The organism is Gemmatimonas sp., from assembly GCF_031426495.1.
Classification (GTDB): domain Bacteria; phylum Gemmatimonadota; class Gemmatimonadetes; order Gemmatimonadales; family Gemmatimonadaceae; genus Gemmatimonas.
Map to the genome: position 1 here is coordinate 16,751 of NZ_JANPLK010000027.1, position 15,863 is coordinate 32,613.

Here is a 15,863-nt window from a genome sequence, read left to right on the forward strand (position 1 = left end):
CGGACGCCTGCTTTTTTGCCGTGCGTCTTACAGCGCGCGATTACGCGTTGTTGCGACGACGGCGTGCCATCATGCCGAGACCGGCAAGGCCCGACGCCATGAGGATGTACGTGCTGGGCTCCGGGACGACCGTGGATACGTTCGCGATCTCAAAGCGCAGGTCGTTGTAGTCGAAGTCTGCGATCGGCACGATGGTAGCCGAGCGGTCCTCGAAGCTGAAGGCTGTCGTGAATGTTCCTCCGCCTGATGCTGCCAAGCCGGAGCCGGCCGAAACAGCCATGTGGAGCGCGTTGTCAGGATTCCGCGATGCGGGGCCGCTGAAGAACCTGTAGTTGGTAAAGTTCGGCCCTACGCCCTGCGTGGTGTTGGTTAAACGAAAGAACACGTTTTGCCCTGAGGAGACGTTCCCGATCTGGATCTGCGTGCCGGGAGCCGAGGCGCCTGCACCGTTATTGGTGAACAGATCTGTCCACGTACCGCCTGCGCTAAAACTGCCGATAGCGCCGATCTGGTAGGCCAAAGTGCTGCGATCTGCGGCCTCGGAGCCAACAAAGCGCACCGTGACAATGCTATTGTTTCCGAGGAAATCAACGGCCGTGGGGACCTGCGCGCTCACGCTCGCCGCGCTACCGGCGACAAACAGCGTCGCGGCGGCAAGACGGTGCAATGAACGAACGAGGGATGTGAGTTGCATTTGGATTGCTCTCTCGGTTGGAAGTGACTGCTCGACTGCAGTGCGTAATCGCGACGTCAACCACACTAGAGCAATAGGCGTGCCCCATCCACCATATCGTGAAACGTTGTCCTGCCCGCTTGACTCGGTGACATATCGCACGGTGATCGCACGCGTTCGTGTCACACTCGGCGCCGACAATTCTTCGCAAGAAGTTTCAGGTACAGCTATTCGCAAACTGCGATGCAGCCTCGTGACTGCTGGTGCAACGCCGCCAGCGCTTACTCAGCAGTGCTTGACAGCATCGGCGCCAGATACCGACCCGTGTGACTCTCTTTCACACGGGCGACCTCTTCCGGCGTGCCCTGAGCCACAATCGTACCGCCGCGCACGCCACCTTCTGGTCCCAGATCGACGATCCAATCGGCGGTCTTGATCACATCGAGATTGTGCTCGATCACCAACACCGTGTTTCCGCGTTCGACCAGCTTATGCAGCACACCCAGCAGCACGCGCACGTCTTCGAAATGCAGACCGGTAGTCGGCTCGTCGAGGATGTACAGCGTGCGTCCGGTATCACGCTTGGACAGCTCCGTGGCCAGCTTCACGCGCTGTGCTTCTCCACCGGACAGCGTGGTCGCGCTCTGTCCAAGGTGGATGTACCCCAGGCCAACGTCGCGGAGTGTTTCGAGCTTCTGCAGGATCCGCGGCTGATTTTCGAACACCGTGCACGCCTCCTCGACCGTGAGATCGAGAATCTCGGCGATGCTGCGCCCTCGGAAGTGCACTTCCATGGTCTCGCGATTGAAGCGTTTGCCTTTGCAGACATCGCAGGGCACAAACACATCGGGGAGGAAGTGCATTTCGATCTTCACCAGTCCGTCGCCCTGACAGCTTTCGCAGCGCCCGCCCTTCACGTTGAACGAGAAGCGACCGGGTCCGTAGCCGCGAATTTTTGATTCGGGCAGTTCAGCGAAGAGTTCACGCACCGGCGTGAAGATGCCGGTATAGGTGGCCGGATTCGAACGTGGCGTGCGACCGATCGGGCTTTGGTCGATGTCGATGATCTTGTCGAGATGCTCCAAGCCCGTAATGCGCGTGTGTGCACCCGGCAGCACGCGCGCCCGGAAGAAGTGACGCGACAGCGTGCGCTGCAGAATATCGGTGACGAGCGTGGACTTGCCCGACCCGGACACGCCGGTGACCGCGACGAACAGACCCAGCGGGAACTCCGCGGTGACATCGCGCAGGTTGTGCTCGCGCGCCCCCTGCACGGTGAGCATACGCGCCACATCGCGCGGCCGGCGCTGCAGCGGCACTTCGATGCGGCGCGTGCCGCGCAGGTACTGCCCCGTGATCGATGCCGGTGTATCGATCACGTCCTGCACCGATCCCGCGGCGATCACTTCGCCGCCGTGCTTGCCGGCGCCGGGACCGAGATCGATCAGGTAATCGGCATCACGGATCGTTTCCTCGTCGTGTTCGACGACGATGACCGTGTTGCCGAGATCGCGCAGCTGCTTGAGGGTGGAGAGCAAACGGCCGTTGTCGCGCTGATGCAAGCCGATGCTGGGCTCGTCGAGGATGTACAGCACGCCGACGAGGCGCGACCCGATCTGCGTGGCAAGCCGGATGCGCTGTGCTTCTCCGCCCGACAGCGACTCGGCGCTGCGATTGAGTGTGAGATAGTCGAGACCAACATCCACCAGAAAGCGCAGCCGCTCGCGGACTTCCTTGAGAATCGGACCGGCAATACCGGGATCGAGTCCCGGATGCCCGGCGCTGCGCACGGGCACGGTTTCGAAGAACGCCAGCGAATCGACCACACTGCGTTCGACGACCTGTCCGATATTCAGACCGTGCACCGTCACGGCCAGTGACTGCGGGCGCAGCCGTCGGCCTTCGCAGGCCGGGCACGGTCCGGCCACCATGAATGACTCGAGATCGAGGCGCACGCCGTCAGAGCTGCTCTCGTCATAGCGACGCTGCACATGCGCGACGATGCCTTCCCATGTGCTCTCCGCAGCCGTCTTCGCCGCGGTCTTCGCAGCCGTCTTGGCGGCTGCACCCTTCACCGCCTTCTTGACCGCCTTGCGCGCGCGCGGCGGCGCGTCACCGACACCGTGCAATAGCTGCTGACGCACCTTGGCCGGAATCTGTCCCCACGGCTTGTTGAGGTCGAAGCCCAACTGCTTGGCAAGTCCGGGGAGAATCACCTTCCGCATGTATCCGTCGGGCTCTCCCCAGGGGAGTACGACGCCCTCGAGAATCGAGATGCTCGGATCGCCCAGAATGAGATCTTCGCTCACCGTGCGCGTGGTGCCGAGCCCGCTGCACATCTCGCAGGCGCCGAACGGCGAGTTGAACGAGAAGTGACGCGGCTCGAGTTCCGGCATGGAGATGCCGCAGGCGGCGCAGCCGTAGCGCTCCGAGAACATCTCGGTGACCGGCTCCGATCCATCGTAGCGCACGACTTCGGCGAGACCTTCGGCCAGTCGCAGGGCCGTTTCCACCGAGTCGGTGATGCGACCACGATCTTCGGTGCGCACAACCAGGCGATCGACCACCACCGACACGGAGTGATTCAGACGCCGGTTCAGCTTTGGCGGATCAGCGAGCTCGATGAGTTCACCGTCCACGACCGCGCGCACGAAGCCCTGCTTGCGCGCACTTTCGAAGAGATCCTTGAACTCGCCCTTTCGCTCTTGCACTAGCGGCGCGCGGATTTCGAGGCGCGTGCCTTCGGGCCAAGCCAGCACCATTTCGGCGATCTGCGTCGGGCTCTGCCGCTGTACGGCGCGACCGCAGTTCGGGCAATGCGGCGTGCCGGTGCGCGCGTAGAGCAGGCGCAGATAGTCGTACACTTCGGTGACCGTGCCCACGGTTGAACGCGGGTTGTGACCGGCCGATTTCTGCTCGATCGAAATAGCCGGCGACAGGCCCTCGATGGCGTCGACATCGGGCTTTTCCATCAGCCCCAGGAACTGCCTCGCGTATGCCGAGAGTGACTCGACGTAGCGTCGCTGCCCTTCGGCATAGATCGTATCGAAGGCAAGCGACGACTTCCCCGAGCCGGACAGGCCGGTCACGACCGTCAACTTGTCGCGTGGGATCGTGACGCTGATGTTGCGGAGATTGTGCTCGCGGGCACCACGCACCACGAGGGCATCGGACGGACGGACCGGTTCGGGCATAGTCGTTGAAGGTGCGGGGACCGCACGGGCAAGACAACCCCGGCCGCGTGCGAATCAGGGCCAGTGCCGAAACGCTCCCCCGGTCCGGAACGCGCATTGGCGCGAAGAAGTTGCGTCGGGGTGCCGCTTGGTCGTCCTGCGGGCATGATCGAGATCAGTTCGCTCTGCAAGCGCTACGGGTCGTTCACGGCCGTGCGCTCCCTGGATTTGGTGGTGCCTTCCGGCGAGCTGTTCGGGTTTCTGGGACCGAACGGCGCGGGCAAGACGACCACCATGCGCATGATCGCCGGCATCCTGCAGCCGACGGCCGGCTCGGTCCGGATCGCCGGACACGACTTGCGGGTCGACCCGCTGTCGGCGAAAAAGGCGCTGGGATTCATTCCCGACCGGCCGTTCATCTACGAAAAGCTCACCGGCATCGAGTTCCTGCGATTCAGCGCGGGCCTGTACGGCGAGCAAGGCCCGGACGTCGAGAAGCGCGGCCAGGAGTTGCTGGCGCTGTTCGACCTCGAGGCGTGGCGTGACGAGCTGGTGGAGAGCTACAGCCACGGCATGCGTCAGAAGCTGATCATCGCCAGCGCGTTCGTGCACCGACCGGCCGTGATCGTCGTGGACGAACCGATGGTCGGACTCGACCCGAAATCATCCAAGATTCTGAAGGACCTGTTTCGCGAATACACCCGCCGTGGACACACGGTCATGATGTCCACCCACACCCTGGAAATCGCCGAGGGAATGTGTGATCGCATCGGGATCATGCAGCGTGGCGACCTGGTGGCGTGCGGCACGATGGACGAGCTGCGGCGAACGTCGGGCGATGACGACGCGCTCGAAGACATCTTTCTGCGCCTCACCGGCGATCATGTGGCGCGCGAGCTGATGGAGGTGCTGGATGCCTGAGGCGGCCGCGCTGCCCAGGACCACGGCGTGGCAACTGCTGGCGCCCAAATGGCAGATGGCGCGACACCGCATGCGGCGCCACGAGAAGGGCGACATTCGCCGCCTGCTGGTGGTAGCCACGTTGGGCGCGCTCTTCTGGCTGGCCGCGTTCGCGATTTCCCTCAAGCTGCTGCGCTACTTCCGCAGCGCCGAGGACATCGGCGCACTGCTGGCCGCGAAGCTGCTGTCGATGATTCTGTTGTCCTTCGGCTCGATTCTCTTGCTGTCGAACACGATCGCGGCACTCTCGAACTTCTTTCTCGCCCGTGATCTCGATCAACTCGCGGCCGCGCCGATTCGCGCCGGGGCGTTGTATCGCGCGCGCTTGCTGGAAACGGCGCTCCACTCGAGCTGGATGGTGGCGCTGCTGTTGATTCCGCTCGTGGCCGCGTACGGCGTCGCCTACAAGGCGAACGCGTCGTTCGTGCTCTTCGCGATCGCCGTGCTCGTGCCGTTCCTGATGATCCCCGCCGCCGCGGGATCAACCGTCACACTGCTATTGGTGAACGTGTTCCCGGCGCGTCGCACGCGCGACCTGCTCAGTGTGATCACGGCGATGGCTGTGTGCGGACTGGTGCTGATGTTCCGCGCCGCCCGTCCCGAGCAGCTGGCGCGCCCTGAGGGCTTTCAAAACTTCGTGCAGTTCATTGCCGCGCTGGAAACGCCGTCGTCGCCGTGGCTGCCAAGTGAGTGGGTGGCCGAATCCATCGTGAAGTTCCTCGATGGCCGCAGTGTGTGGTCGCCCATGCTGCGCCTGTGGGGCGTCGCGACACTGCTGATTGTAGTGGGCCAGCTGCTGCACGGTCGCGGATGGCATCGCGCGTACAGCATGGCGCAGGAAGGGGCGAATTCGCGCGCCAAGCAACGGATCGGGCGTCCGTTGCTTGACCGGATGCTGTCGTTCCTCGGCACTACGCGGCGAGAGCTCGTACTGAAGGAACTGCGCGTGTTCATGCGTGACAGCACGCAATGGTCACAGCTGGTCATGCTCGCCGTATTGCTGGTGGTGTACGTCGCGAATGTGAGATACCTGCCGCTGTCGGGTGCCGGCATGACCGAATTGCTGCGCAACGTGATCCCGTTCCTGAATCTCGCCTTGGCCGGCTTCGTCCTCGCGTCGATCGCGGCCCGGTTCGTCTTTCCGAGTGTCAGTCTCGAAGGACGCGCGCTCTGGCTCCTGCGTTCGAGCCCCCTGCGCATGTCAGATCTGCTCTGGGCGAAGTTCTGGGTGGGCGCGGTGCCGCTGCTGATGCTGGCCCTGGTGCTGGTCGGATGCACGAACCTGATGCTCGGCGTCCGGACCTTCGTGCACATCGTGTCGCTGACGGCGATCACCGCGCTGGTGTTTCCGCTCACGGCATTGGCACTGAGCTACGGCACGTTCTATCCGCAGTTCGACACCGAAAACGCGGCGCAGATCCCGACGTCCTTCGGCGGACTGCTGTTCATGATGACGGCGATCGTGCTGATCGGTGCCGTGGCGTATCTCACCGGTCGTCCGGCCGCGCGATTCGTGGTGGCCGAGCACTTCGGCTGGGCACAAACGCCGACGGATATGCTGCTGCCGTTCGCCGTCGCGGCCACGGCTTGCATCGTGGCGACGGCGGCGCCGCTGATGATGGCACGGCGGCGGCTGGACGCCACTGAACGGGCGTAGCCTCGCGGCCCTCTTTGTTCTTTGAGGGGTCCAGCCACTAGGTTCTTGCCCGATGGCTACACGACACCCTGCTCCGAACGGCCCAACGATCGCGCCCAATGCGGCCACGGCCTTTCGCCGTCGCCTGCACGCCTGGTTCAAGCAGCACTCGCGCGACCTACCTTGGCGGCAGACGCGGGATCCCTACCGCATTCTGGTCTCGGAGCTGATGCTTCAGCAGACGCAGGTATCACGGGTCATCGATTTCTATCGTCGCTTTCTCGACCGGTTTCCCGATCTGTATTCGCTCGCGGATGCGCGACCGAAGAAGGTCATGGAGGCGTGGGAAGGGCTGGGGTATTACGCCCGCGCCCGGAACCTGCACGCCCTGGCGAAGCATGTCACGACCGAGCAGGACGGCGTGATTCCGAGCGAACCGCTTGCACTGCGCGAGTTGCCGGGCGTCGGTGCCTACACCGCCGGCGCGGTCGCCTCGTTCGCGTACGAGAAGCGTGCGGCATTGGTGGACACGAACGTGGCCCGCGTGCTGCACCGCGTGTTCGCGCCGCACCTCCATCCGAAATCCGGTCCGGGGCTGAAGCAGCTGTGGCTCATCGCCGAGCAGCTGTTGCCGCGCACGGGCAAGACCACGTGGACGCACAATCAAGCGCTGATGGAGTTGGGCGCGCTGGTGTGCACGGCGCGGGTGCCACGTTGCGGCATGTGCCCGGTGAAGGCGGGCTGCGCGACCTATCCGATACTGCAGGCGGCCGAACGCGAGGTGCTCAACGCGACTGCGCCGCTTACCCTGAAGGGCAAGCGGCGCAGTGTTGGTGCAAAGAAACCTGCAGTGACGCCGACTACGAAATCGACAGGGAGCGGATCACGCGGTTGAGCATGGTGCGGATCGGCGCGACCTGCAGCTCCGTGAGACCGCGGCTGCGCACGAGCGCGTCGAGCTCGTTGATCAGCGCTTCGAGCTGATTCATCGCCGCGGTTTCGTTGCCACGGCGAATCGAATTGGCGGCCGCATTGAGCTTCGCATTCAGCGAGTTCAACACGCCCTTGTTTACTCGGCCGGTGCCGCCGAGCGCATCGACCATGCTGGCCGTGGCGTCAAGCGCCTGCGCTGGTGAGAGCACCGTCGCGGTGGTCGTCACCGTGTCGGCGAGCCCGCGAATGTCGGTCGCGATCAGACGCACCGTGAACACGCCTGACGTGGTGTACACATGCGACGTGTTCACGCCAATGGCCGTCGCGCCGTCGCCAAAGCTCCAGGCGTAGGTGAGCGCGTCTCCGTCGGGGTCGGTGGACGCCGACGCCGACATGGCCACGGATTCGTCTTCGATGGAGTTGAACGGGCCGTCCACCGCCGCGACCGGCGGCTTGGTGTTGCTCTCGAACGCGATCTCGAGGTCGTTGCGCAGGAGGCTGAGCAGATCGTAGCCACTCAGCGCCTCGACGGAATCGACTGTGGTCTTGTACGTCGCCCACGGGACGTTGCGAATACCCGCCACGTTTGGCATGACCACGGCCACGATCTCGGCGGCGTCGAGCGACGTGACATTGGCGATGCCCTGATTGCGCGGCAGGATCACCGCGACCTTCCAGACGTACTCGGGGATCACGATCTTGCCTTCGTTCTTGACCGTGCCCTTGTTGCCGGCCACGCCGGTCACGATGAACACTTCCTTGTTGCTGCTCTGCGCGCGTGCGCCGAGCTCGTTCTCCAGCGCTGCCCACGGACCCTGATTATTGTCGGCGGCCTGCGGCACGATGTTGCTGAAGTAGAAGGTGCGCGCGTTGTCGAGCGAGCCGGTGGTACGGTCGAACGAGCGCGCCAGGTGGCCGCGATCGATGCCATAGCCGGCAATGGCGCCGGCGCCGGTGTAGTCGGCCGTGGTGTAGCGCGGGTAGTCGGCCGGCAACGCCGGATCGTACGTGAAGCAATCGCAGCGGTCGAACGAACCGATGTGCGTCGCCTCGAGATTGTACGCGACCCAGTTCGGTGTGTTGCGTGACTTGCTGTAGGACACGGTGAACTGCGGGCGGTCGATGATGAAGTCATCGGCTGGCGTGCCGTCGACCGGCGTGCCGAACTCGGTGTTGTTGCCGTAGGCGGCGGTGTTGCCCGCCGTCGCCACGTCGATGGGCAGCGTGTACGTACCGCTCGAGAGTCCGTCGGCCGTGGTGGCGCGAAGCACCGCGTTGCCGACGGCGAGGCCGGTGATCACTCCGTTCGCATCGATGCTGGCGATGGCGGGGGTATCGCTGCTCCACGTGATGGCGCCGGGAACGGCGACGCCAAGTCGCGACGCACTCGCGAAGATCTGATCCTGGAAGCCGACCGGGAGTGCCGGGTCGGCCGGGACACGACCAGAAAAGGTGAAGGCCGTGCGCAGCACACCGGGGGTGCGTCCGTTGCAGCCACCGAAGTTCTCCAGGGCAACGCTCCACGTATTGGCGAGTGAGCGCTGCAACGAGTTGCCGACACCGGGTGCCGGATCTTCCTTGGCGATGAGGTCGATGGACGGGATACCGGCCGCCGGTCCGTCGGTGGCCGTGAAGGCACCTTCGTACGACAGGAATTCCACCACGGTGCCCTGCGCATTCACGAGGGCAACACCATCGGGGGCGCCGTTCTGAATGCCGTCGGTCGGATACTCGAAGTACAGTACGCCACGACCGGTGCAGGTGGATGCCACGACGCCGCTTAGCAAGCGCGTGTTGTAGACCGTGCCGCCGTTGCCGTTGTACAGCAGCAGCTGCCAGCCGGTAAGGTTGGTTCCAGCCGGCGCTTCGATCTCGATCGCTTCGCCGACGTCGGTACCGGCATTGTCGTAGTGGATTTCACTGATGCGCACGGACGGCAATGACGCCGCTTCGGTCACGGTCATCGTGGCCGTGCCGGCGACGCCGTTGGCCGCAATGGCGGTGATGGTCGTGGTGCCGATGTCGAGCGCCGTGGCCACGCCGGTCGTGCTGACGCTGGCGACCAGCGGCGCGCTCGTGGTCCACGTGATCGTGGGGTTAGCCACGACGAGATTATTGGCGTCGGTCGCGACAACGGTGAACGCACGCGTGCCCGCGATCGGGACGGACGCGGTCGTCGGCGTCACCACGATCGTTGCGATCGGGCCAACGACGGGACCGGCCCCGCAGAGCACCGGGGTGGTCGCCCCGTTCCGAGGCGCGGCAGCGCCCGTGGTGAAGTCGACGGCGTTGTTCCGCGTCCACGCACAGCCGCTGGCGGCGCGGAGCGCGGCGGTGGTGTTCGAGAGGGCGGCGGTATTGTCGCTCGCTGGGCAGCTGGAGACACCATAGCCGACGCGATCCACGACTTCGGCGCCATCAGGACATCCGCCTGACTGCACGGCCGTGGTTGAGGAAAGAATGACCTTGCCGCCGCCGCCGCCCATCTGAATGGTGCCCGTCGCGTTCGGCGTGGGCAGATTCACGCTTCCGCCAGCGCCCTGAGATTGCTGCACGAGGTAGAAGCCGCCGGCCGGGATCGTACCCGTCAGCGCGGTCGCCTGCCACGTCGTTCCAGTGAGCGCTGAATACTGCACACTCCATCCCGCGACGCTTACCGGGGACGTGCCGGTGTTGTGCAACTCGATGAAATCGTTTCGGTACACCGATCCTGAGTTACCACCGCCACCATAAACCTGGCTGATCACGACCGAGGGTCGCGTCGACGTGACGGCGAAGCGCGGCGCCGAGGGCGTCGCCGCATCGGGAGTTACGACGTCAGCGCTCGAACACGCCGACGCCAAGAATGCCAGCGCGAAAAGCGCGGCGCGGGAGAGGCCAGAGCTCATGTGGTACCGGAGCAGAAGTGCGAGTGTAGAGGTAGAGCCATATGGTAGCGATGCAACAGCTCGACGGAAAGGAATAAAAAGACGGCGTGACGGTGATGTTACCCGTCACGCCGTTGTTACCGTCAAACGTTTGCGAAACAAGAGCTTACCAGCAGGACCCATCGCATGAAATATGCCCCATCCGTGATATTTGTGACGCTCTATTCCGCTCCCGGAACGCACGGTGCCACCCGCCGTGATTCAGGCCGCCGCGAGCTGATCACCACAACCGCTGCAGAATCGCGATCCCACCAGCTCCACGCTAGTGCCGCACTTTCCGCATGACCCAGGCAGGTAACGCCCGCAGCTCGAGCAGTACGTCGCGTCGGGCTCCGGCCGTGGCCCGCAGACGCCGCAGGAGCGCTGATTCTGGCGCGCCCGACGAATCGCCGCCTCTACAGGGTCGGCAGCGTCGGCCGAGCTGACCGCCGCCATCGCCGCCACCGCCAGACCGCCGGCTGCCGTTGCTTCACGGACATCCGACGCGCGCAGTTCCGCCAACGCCTCGCGCGTATACCGCGTCTTGAGCTCGGCATAGTCGCTGTCCGAGAGCTTGCCGGTTTCGCGATCGAACTCGATCTCGCGCAGCGCGGCCACAGCGCCGTCCAGCTGCTCTTCTTCCCGACCCGACCGCTTGGCCCGCGCGGCCTTCACGCGTGCCGCTTCCGTCGCGGCTTTCTTCTCATCGTCCGCCCGTACTTCCGCCTCACCGCTCAACAGCGGCGAGAGCACCAATGAGAGCGCGCCAAGCGCCAGCACCGTCCCCAAGACCAACGGCACGGCGGCTTCCGGCATCGCAACCAGCGTCATCAGCGCTCCTCCCGCAGGGCGGCCTGAAGGCGCGCCAATTCATCGGGCGTGGCATCGATCGACGTGTCGATTGTCACCGGCTCGGCGGCACGCTTGGCCGCCGCTACATCGGCATTCCGACGCCAGCCACGCAGCAGGGCGCCAATCGCCACCGCGCCCAGCGCCATTGCGGCAAACGGCGCGAACCAGGCCAGCAGGTTGAACCCCTGCTTCCGCGGCTGCATGAGGATGAAATCCCCGTAGGTCTGCGTCATGGCAGCCATGATCTCGTCGGCGTTGTAGCCGCCTTCCACGAGCCGCTGAATATCGCCGTGCACCGCCGGCGAGATGCCACAATTGAAGTCGGTCGTGCGGCACGTGTAGATGTCGAGCGTGCACGGACACGGACAGGCGAGGTTGCGCTCGAACGCTTCGAGCTGCTTCTCGTCCATCTGCTTCACAGCATTTGGCTTGGCGGGGCGCACGACGGGCTTGTACGAATCGGACGTCATCTCCTCGCCGCCGGGCGCGGTGGCGGCCTGCGGCGTCGCGGCGTCCTGCGCCCACGCCGTGCGGGCCAGCAACAGCGATCCGGCCGCGACGACAGCCACCGACCCCGCGTGGGAGAGAAAGACGCGACGTGTAGCGACCGACAAGTCACGCGCCGTGCTCACGCCCCCGCTCCGACCAATGCCATGGTCGACTCCGACGGCAACTCAGCCACGTAGCCACCTTCACGCTCCGCGCGTACCGCCTGCGGCCACATCACGATCAAGCCGCCGAACGCCATGATGATGCCGCCGAACCACACCCACCACACCAACGGATTGAAGTTGATGTGAATCGCCGCCGTTTCGCGATCGACCGCGCCGGTAAAGACGAGATACACGTCCTGCTTCGGCGACTCGAGAATGCCGACTTCCGTTGATGGCTCGAACGTAGGCTCGCCGGCCGCATTCACGTGCTGACGCTTTTCGCTGGACAGGATGCCCATATTCTTGCCGTCGCGCGTGACGTTGAACGATGCGGCGACCACGCGACGATTGAGTTGCTCGAACGAGGAGATGCCCTGACTCGTGAATACCCACTCGCTGCCGTAGGCGTCTTTCGCCTTGACCGACTCACCAGCCTTGAGCGTCGCCGTCAGGTCCTTCTTGAACATCAGCCCGGCGAAGGCGCAGAACAGAATGACCACGCCGAAGTGCACGATGTAGCCACCGTAGCGGCGACGGTTTCGGCCGACCAGGCGCATGGAGGCGCCGAACAGTCCTTCGCCGTACATCCGGCGACGCGCGCCGATGCCCTTGACGAATTCCTGGATGATCGTGCCGAACACGAAGCCGGCCAACAGGTACGACACCAGGGCATACATCTGGCGCATGCCCATCGCGAACAACACCGCGAACGTGACCACACCGGAGATGACGGGCCAGGTGAACTGCCGCTTGAGATTCGACGTGGAGGCGCGGCGCCACGCGATCAGCGGGCCGATGCCGGTGAGCGCGAGCAGCAGCAAACCGAGCGGACCATTGACCGCGTTGAAGAACGGCGGACCGACGGTGATCTTGTCGCCCTTCACCCACTCGCTGAGGATCGGGAAGAGCACGCCCCAGAGCGTGGCGAAGCAGATGCCCACCAACACGAGGTTGTTGTACAGGAACGCTGCCTCGCGGCTCACCATGCTCTCGAGCTCCGCGTTCGCCTGCAGGTCGTTCAGACGCGTGGACACGAGATACGCCGTGCTCACCGCCGCGACAATGAGGAAGCCGAGAAACCAGTCACCGACGGGCGACTGCGCAAAGGCGTGCACGCTCTCGATGATGCCGCTGCGCGTGATGAACGTGCCGAGGATCGTGAGCAGGAACGACATTGCCACCAGCGTCACGTTCCACTTGCGCAGCATGCCGCGCTTTTCCTGGATCATGATGCTGTGCAGGAACGCCGTAATCGTGAGCCATGGCAGGAACGACGAATTCTCGACGGCATCCCAGGCCCAGTAGCCGGCCCAACCGAGTTCCACGTACGCCCACCACATGCCCAGCACGATGCCGATGGTCAGGAAGAACCACGAGAGCAAGGCCCAGCGGCGAACGGCGCCCAGCCACTGCGTATCGAGCTTGCGGGTGACCAGCGCGCCGATCGCGAAGGCGAATGGAATCGCGGTACCGACGAGCCCCAGGTAGAGCATCGGCGGATGGATCGCCATGCCCGGATTCTGCAGCTGCGGATTCATGCCGCGACCTTCGGGCGGGATCCAGTCGAGGCGCTCATACGGATTGGCGCCGAAACACATCGTCATCAGGAAGAACAGGCAGATGATGCCCAGTGTCCCGGTGACGTACGGCATCATGGCACGATTCGTCTTGCGATTCGAAAAGACCGCGATCGCCGAATACGTGGTCAGAATCAAGGCCCAGAACAGCATGGACCCGGACTGCCCGGCCCAGAAGGCCGTGAAGGTATAGATCTTCGGGAGGTTCGAGCTCGTATACGAGGCAACGAACTTGATCGAGAAGTCGTGCAGGAAGAGGGCGGTCCACAACCCGATGGACGCGAGCAACGTGAACCCGAACGTTGCGTACAGCGCCCGCTCACCGCTCTTCACAAGGTCAGGGCGCCCCTGCAGGCCCCCGGAGAACGACACGGTAGTCGTCCAGGCCGCCATTAATAGAGCGACCCAGAGCGACAATTCACCAACGAGAATCATGGGGCCTCGCGCTTACGCGCAGGCGCGCGTCAGTTACGCGCGAGGGGTTGCCGACGTGCCCTGCTTGTAGCCGGGCGTGTCCTTGTACTTCTCGGGAGCGTTCTCGTAGCGCGACGCGCACTTGGCCAGCAGGATCGTGGACTGGAACGTGCCGTTGGTATCGAGTCGGCCTTCGACCACCACATCGACCCCATCGGTAAACGTGTCGGGCACGAGGCCGGTGTGCTCCACGTCGTACGTTTTGGTGCCGTCGGTCATCTTGAAGGTGACCGACCGTCCTGACGCCTCACGAACGATCGTGCCGCTGACGACGCGAGCACCGACTTTCACACCGTTCTTCACGAAGCGCGGATTGTCCGACACTTTGCTCGCGAGCTCAGCCGGCGTCAGATAGTAGGTGGCCGTCTCGTCGATCGAGCTGGCCATCAGATAGCCGGCGGTGCCAAGCACCAGCACGCCGCCAAACAGAAATTTATTTCGAGCTTTCACGGGACCCGTCCTCGTCGTCCGGATGGTGTTCGTAGAAGATAGCTGCGGGACGGTCGTGCGGCAGCTACGCAGCAAACGATCTCGAGAACTTCAGAGTGCCCGATCGGTGTCACGGGCCCAGCTCAGCGCACCACGCACCGCCCGCCGCCATCCGGCATATCCGGCCGTGGCCGTCGGGTCACCGGTAGGGATGAACCGTGTGAAATGACGCCCGGCCAGAAATTCATCCCCGTTCGCCCAAAGCCCCGCCGCCAAACCAGCCAAACCCGCCGCGCCCATCGCCGTGGTCTCCACGATGTCGGGACGCTCTACCGGCACCCCAAGCACGTCGGCCTGAAACTGCATGAGCCAGTCGTTCGCGGTGGCGCCGCCGTCCACCCGCAAGCGATCGAACGGGACGCCACCCTGTGTACGCATGTCACCCAGGACATCGTTGGTGGCGTAGGCCATGGCTTCGAGCGCGGCGCGGGCGAAGTGCGCCCGCGTGGTGCCGCGCGTGAGGCCGACAATCGTGCCGCGGGCGTTCGGCTCCCAGTCGGGAGCACCGAGACCGACCAGCGCTGGCACGAAATACACGCCGTCGTTGCTCACGAGCGAACGCGCCAGCCCTTCCGTCTCGCTGCTGTGGGCGATGATGCCCAGTCCGTCGCGCAGCCACTGCACCGCCGCCCCGGCGATGAAGATCGACGCCTCGAGCGCGTAAACCGGGGCCCCGCGTTCATCACAGGCAATCGTGGTCAGCAAGCCGGTCGAGCTCTGCGGACGCACCGCGCCGGTGTTGAGCAGCAGGAAGGCACCCGTCCCGTACGTGTTCTTGCCGCTGCCCGTGTGCCAACCGCCCTGACCGAACAGCGCCGCCTGCTGATCGCCAGCGATACCCATGATCGGGATCTCGTGGCCGAGCACGGAGGCTACGGCGGTGCCGATCAACCCGCTCGAGGACACGATGCGCGGCAGCATGTCGGCCGGCACGCCGAACAGGGCGCACAACTCGGGCGACCAGGCATGCGTACCGAGATCGTACAGCATCGTGCGCGACGCATTCGTATGGTCGGTCACATGCGACGCGCCGCCGGTGAGATGCCACACCAGCCAACTGTCGATGGTGCCGGCTGCCAGTTCGCCTCGGGCGGCCCGGTCCCGCATACCCGGCTGGTGCAGCAGCCATTCGAGCTTCGTGCCGCTGAAATACGGGTCGGTGACCAGACCGGTCTTCTCGGCGATCATCGCCGCCTGCGGCGCCAGTTCGAGACAGCGATCGGCTGTGCGACGATCCTGCCACACAATGGCGCGATGGACCGCGCGCCCGGTGGCCCGCTCCCACACCACGATCGTCTCGCGCTGATTCGTGATCCCGATGGCAATCGGATCGACGCCGGCATCGGCGATCGCTTCACGGGCGGCCGCGACGGTACGATCGAGTATCTCGTGGGCGTCGTGTTCCACCCACCCCGGCTGCGGGTAGTGCTGCGTGATTTCACGGTACGCGCGTCCAAGAATCCGTCCGTTTTTTCCTATCACGAGGCAGGTCGTGCCCGTCGTGCCTTGATCGATGGCGAGTACGCACGTCATACGC

At 64.5% G+C, this 15,863-nt stretch carries 11 protein-coding genes; 3 read left to right on the forward strand and 8 right to left on the reverse strand.

The genetic code is table 11. The annotated features are described in order from the left end of the window. Positions 1-40 precede the first annotated feature (40 nt). Positions 41-694 (reverse strand): PEP-CTERM sorting domain-containing protein, encoded by a 654-nt coding sequence (locus tag RMP10_RS07610; RefSeq protein WP_310569759.1) that lies wholly within the window; start codon positions 692-694, stop codon positions 41-43. Between the two features lie 260 nt (positions 695-954). After that, positions 955-3,867, reverse strand: a complete 2,913-nt coding sequence (uvrA, locus tag RMP10_RS07615; RefSeq protein ID WP_310569760.1) for an excinuclease ABC subunit UvrA — start codon at positions 3,865-3,867, stop codon at positions 955-957. Positions 3,868-4,011: 144 nt separating this feature from the next. Here uvrA and RMP10_RS07620 point away from each other — a divergent pair, with 144 nt between their 5' ends. From RMP10_RS07620 to RMP10_RS07630, 3 genes are read left to right on the forward strand one after another with little or no spacing between them, the layout of a single operon-like run. Next, positions 4,012-4,767, forward strand: coding sequence for an ABC transporter ATP-binding protein (locus RMP10_RS07620; RefSeq protein ID WP_310569761.1), 756 nt, complete (start codon positions 4,012-4,014; stop codon positions 4,765-4,767). Then, complete coding sequence (locus RMP10_RS07625) at positions 4,760-6,463, forward strand: hypothetical protein (protein ID WP_310569762.1); 1,704 nt, start codon at positions 4,760-4,762, stop codon at positions 6,461-6,463. The genes RMP10_RS07620 and RMP10_RS07625 overlap by 8 nt, the downstream gene beginning before the upstream one ends. A gap of 52 nt (positions 6,464-6,515) precedes the next feature. After that, complete coding sequence (locus RMP10_RS07630; RefSeq protein ID WP_310569763.1) at positions 6,516-7,337, forward strand: A/G-specific adenine glycosylase; 822 nt, start codon at positions 6,516-6,518, stop codon at positions 7,335-7,337. On the opposite strand, the gene RMP10_RS07635 is transcribed toward RMP10_RS07630, so the two are convergent. From RMP10_RS07635 to glpK, 6 genes are all read right to left on the reverse strand, one after another. After that, positions 7,303-10,263, reverse strand: a complete 2,961-nt coding sequence (locus tag RMP10_RS07635) for a DNA/RNA non-specific endonuclease (RefSeq protein WP_310569764.1) — start codon at positions 10,261-10,263, stop codon at positions 7,303-7,305. The genes RMP10_RS07630 and RMP10_RS07635 overlap by 35 nt on opposite strands. A 240-nt stretch (positions 10,264-10,503) precedes the next feature. Then, positions 10,504-11,112: a zinc ribbon domain-containing protein gene (locus tag RMP10_RS07640; protein ID WP_310569765.1), complete on the reverse strand. Its 609-nt coding sequence runs from the start codon at positions 11,110-11,112 to the stop codon at positions 10,504-10,506. Continuing rightward, positions 11,112-11,765: a cytochrome c-type biogenesis protein CcmH gene (locus tag RMP10_RS07645; protein WP_309670933.1), complete on the reverse strand. Its 654-nt coding sequence runs from the start codon at positions 11,763-11,765 to the stop codon at positions 11,112-11,114. The genes RMP10_RS07640 and RMP10_RS07645 overlap by 1 nt, the downstream gene beginning before the upstream one ends. Beyond that, positions 11,762-13,798, reverse strand: coding sequence for a heme lyase CcmF/NrfE family subunit (locus RMP10_RS07650; RefSeq protein WP_309670934.1), 2,037 nt, complete (start codon positions 13,796-13,798; stop codon positions 11,762-11,764). The genes RMP10_RS07645 and RMP10_RS07650 overlap by 4 nt, the downstream gene beginning before the upstream one ends. Before the next feature lie 33 nt (positions 13,799-13,831). Beyond that, positions 13,832-14,287: a cytochrome c maturation protein CcmE gene (locus RMP10_RS07655; protein ID WP_310569766.1), complete on the reverse strand. Its 456-nt coding sequence runs from the start codon at positions 14,285-14,287 to the stop codon at positions 13,832-13,834. Positions 14,288-14,377: 90 nt separating this feature from the next. Beyond that, the gene (gene glpK / locus RMP10_RS07660) at positions 14,378-15,859 is read right to left on the reverse strand and encodes a glycerol kinase GlpK (protein WP_310569767.1); all 1,482 of its coding nucleotides are present in this window, start codon (positions 15,857-15,859) and stop codon (positions 14,378-14,380) included. Positions 15,860-15,863 lie beyond the last annotated feature (4 nt).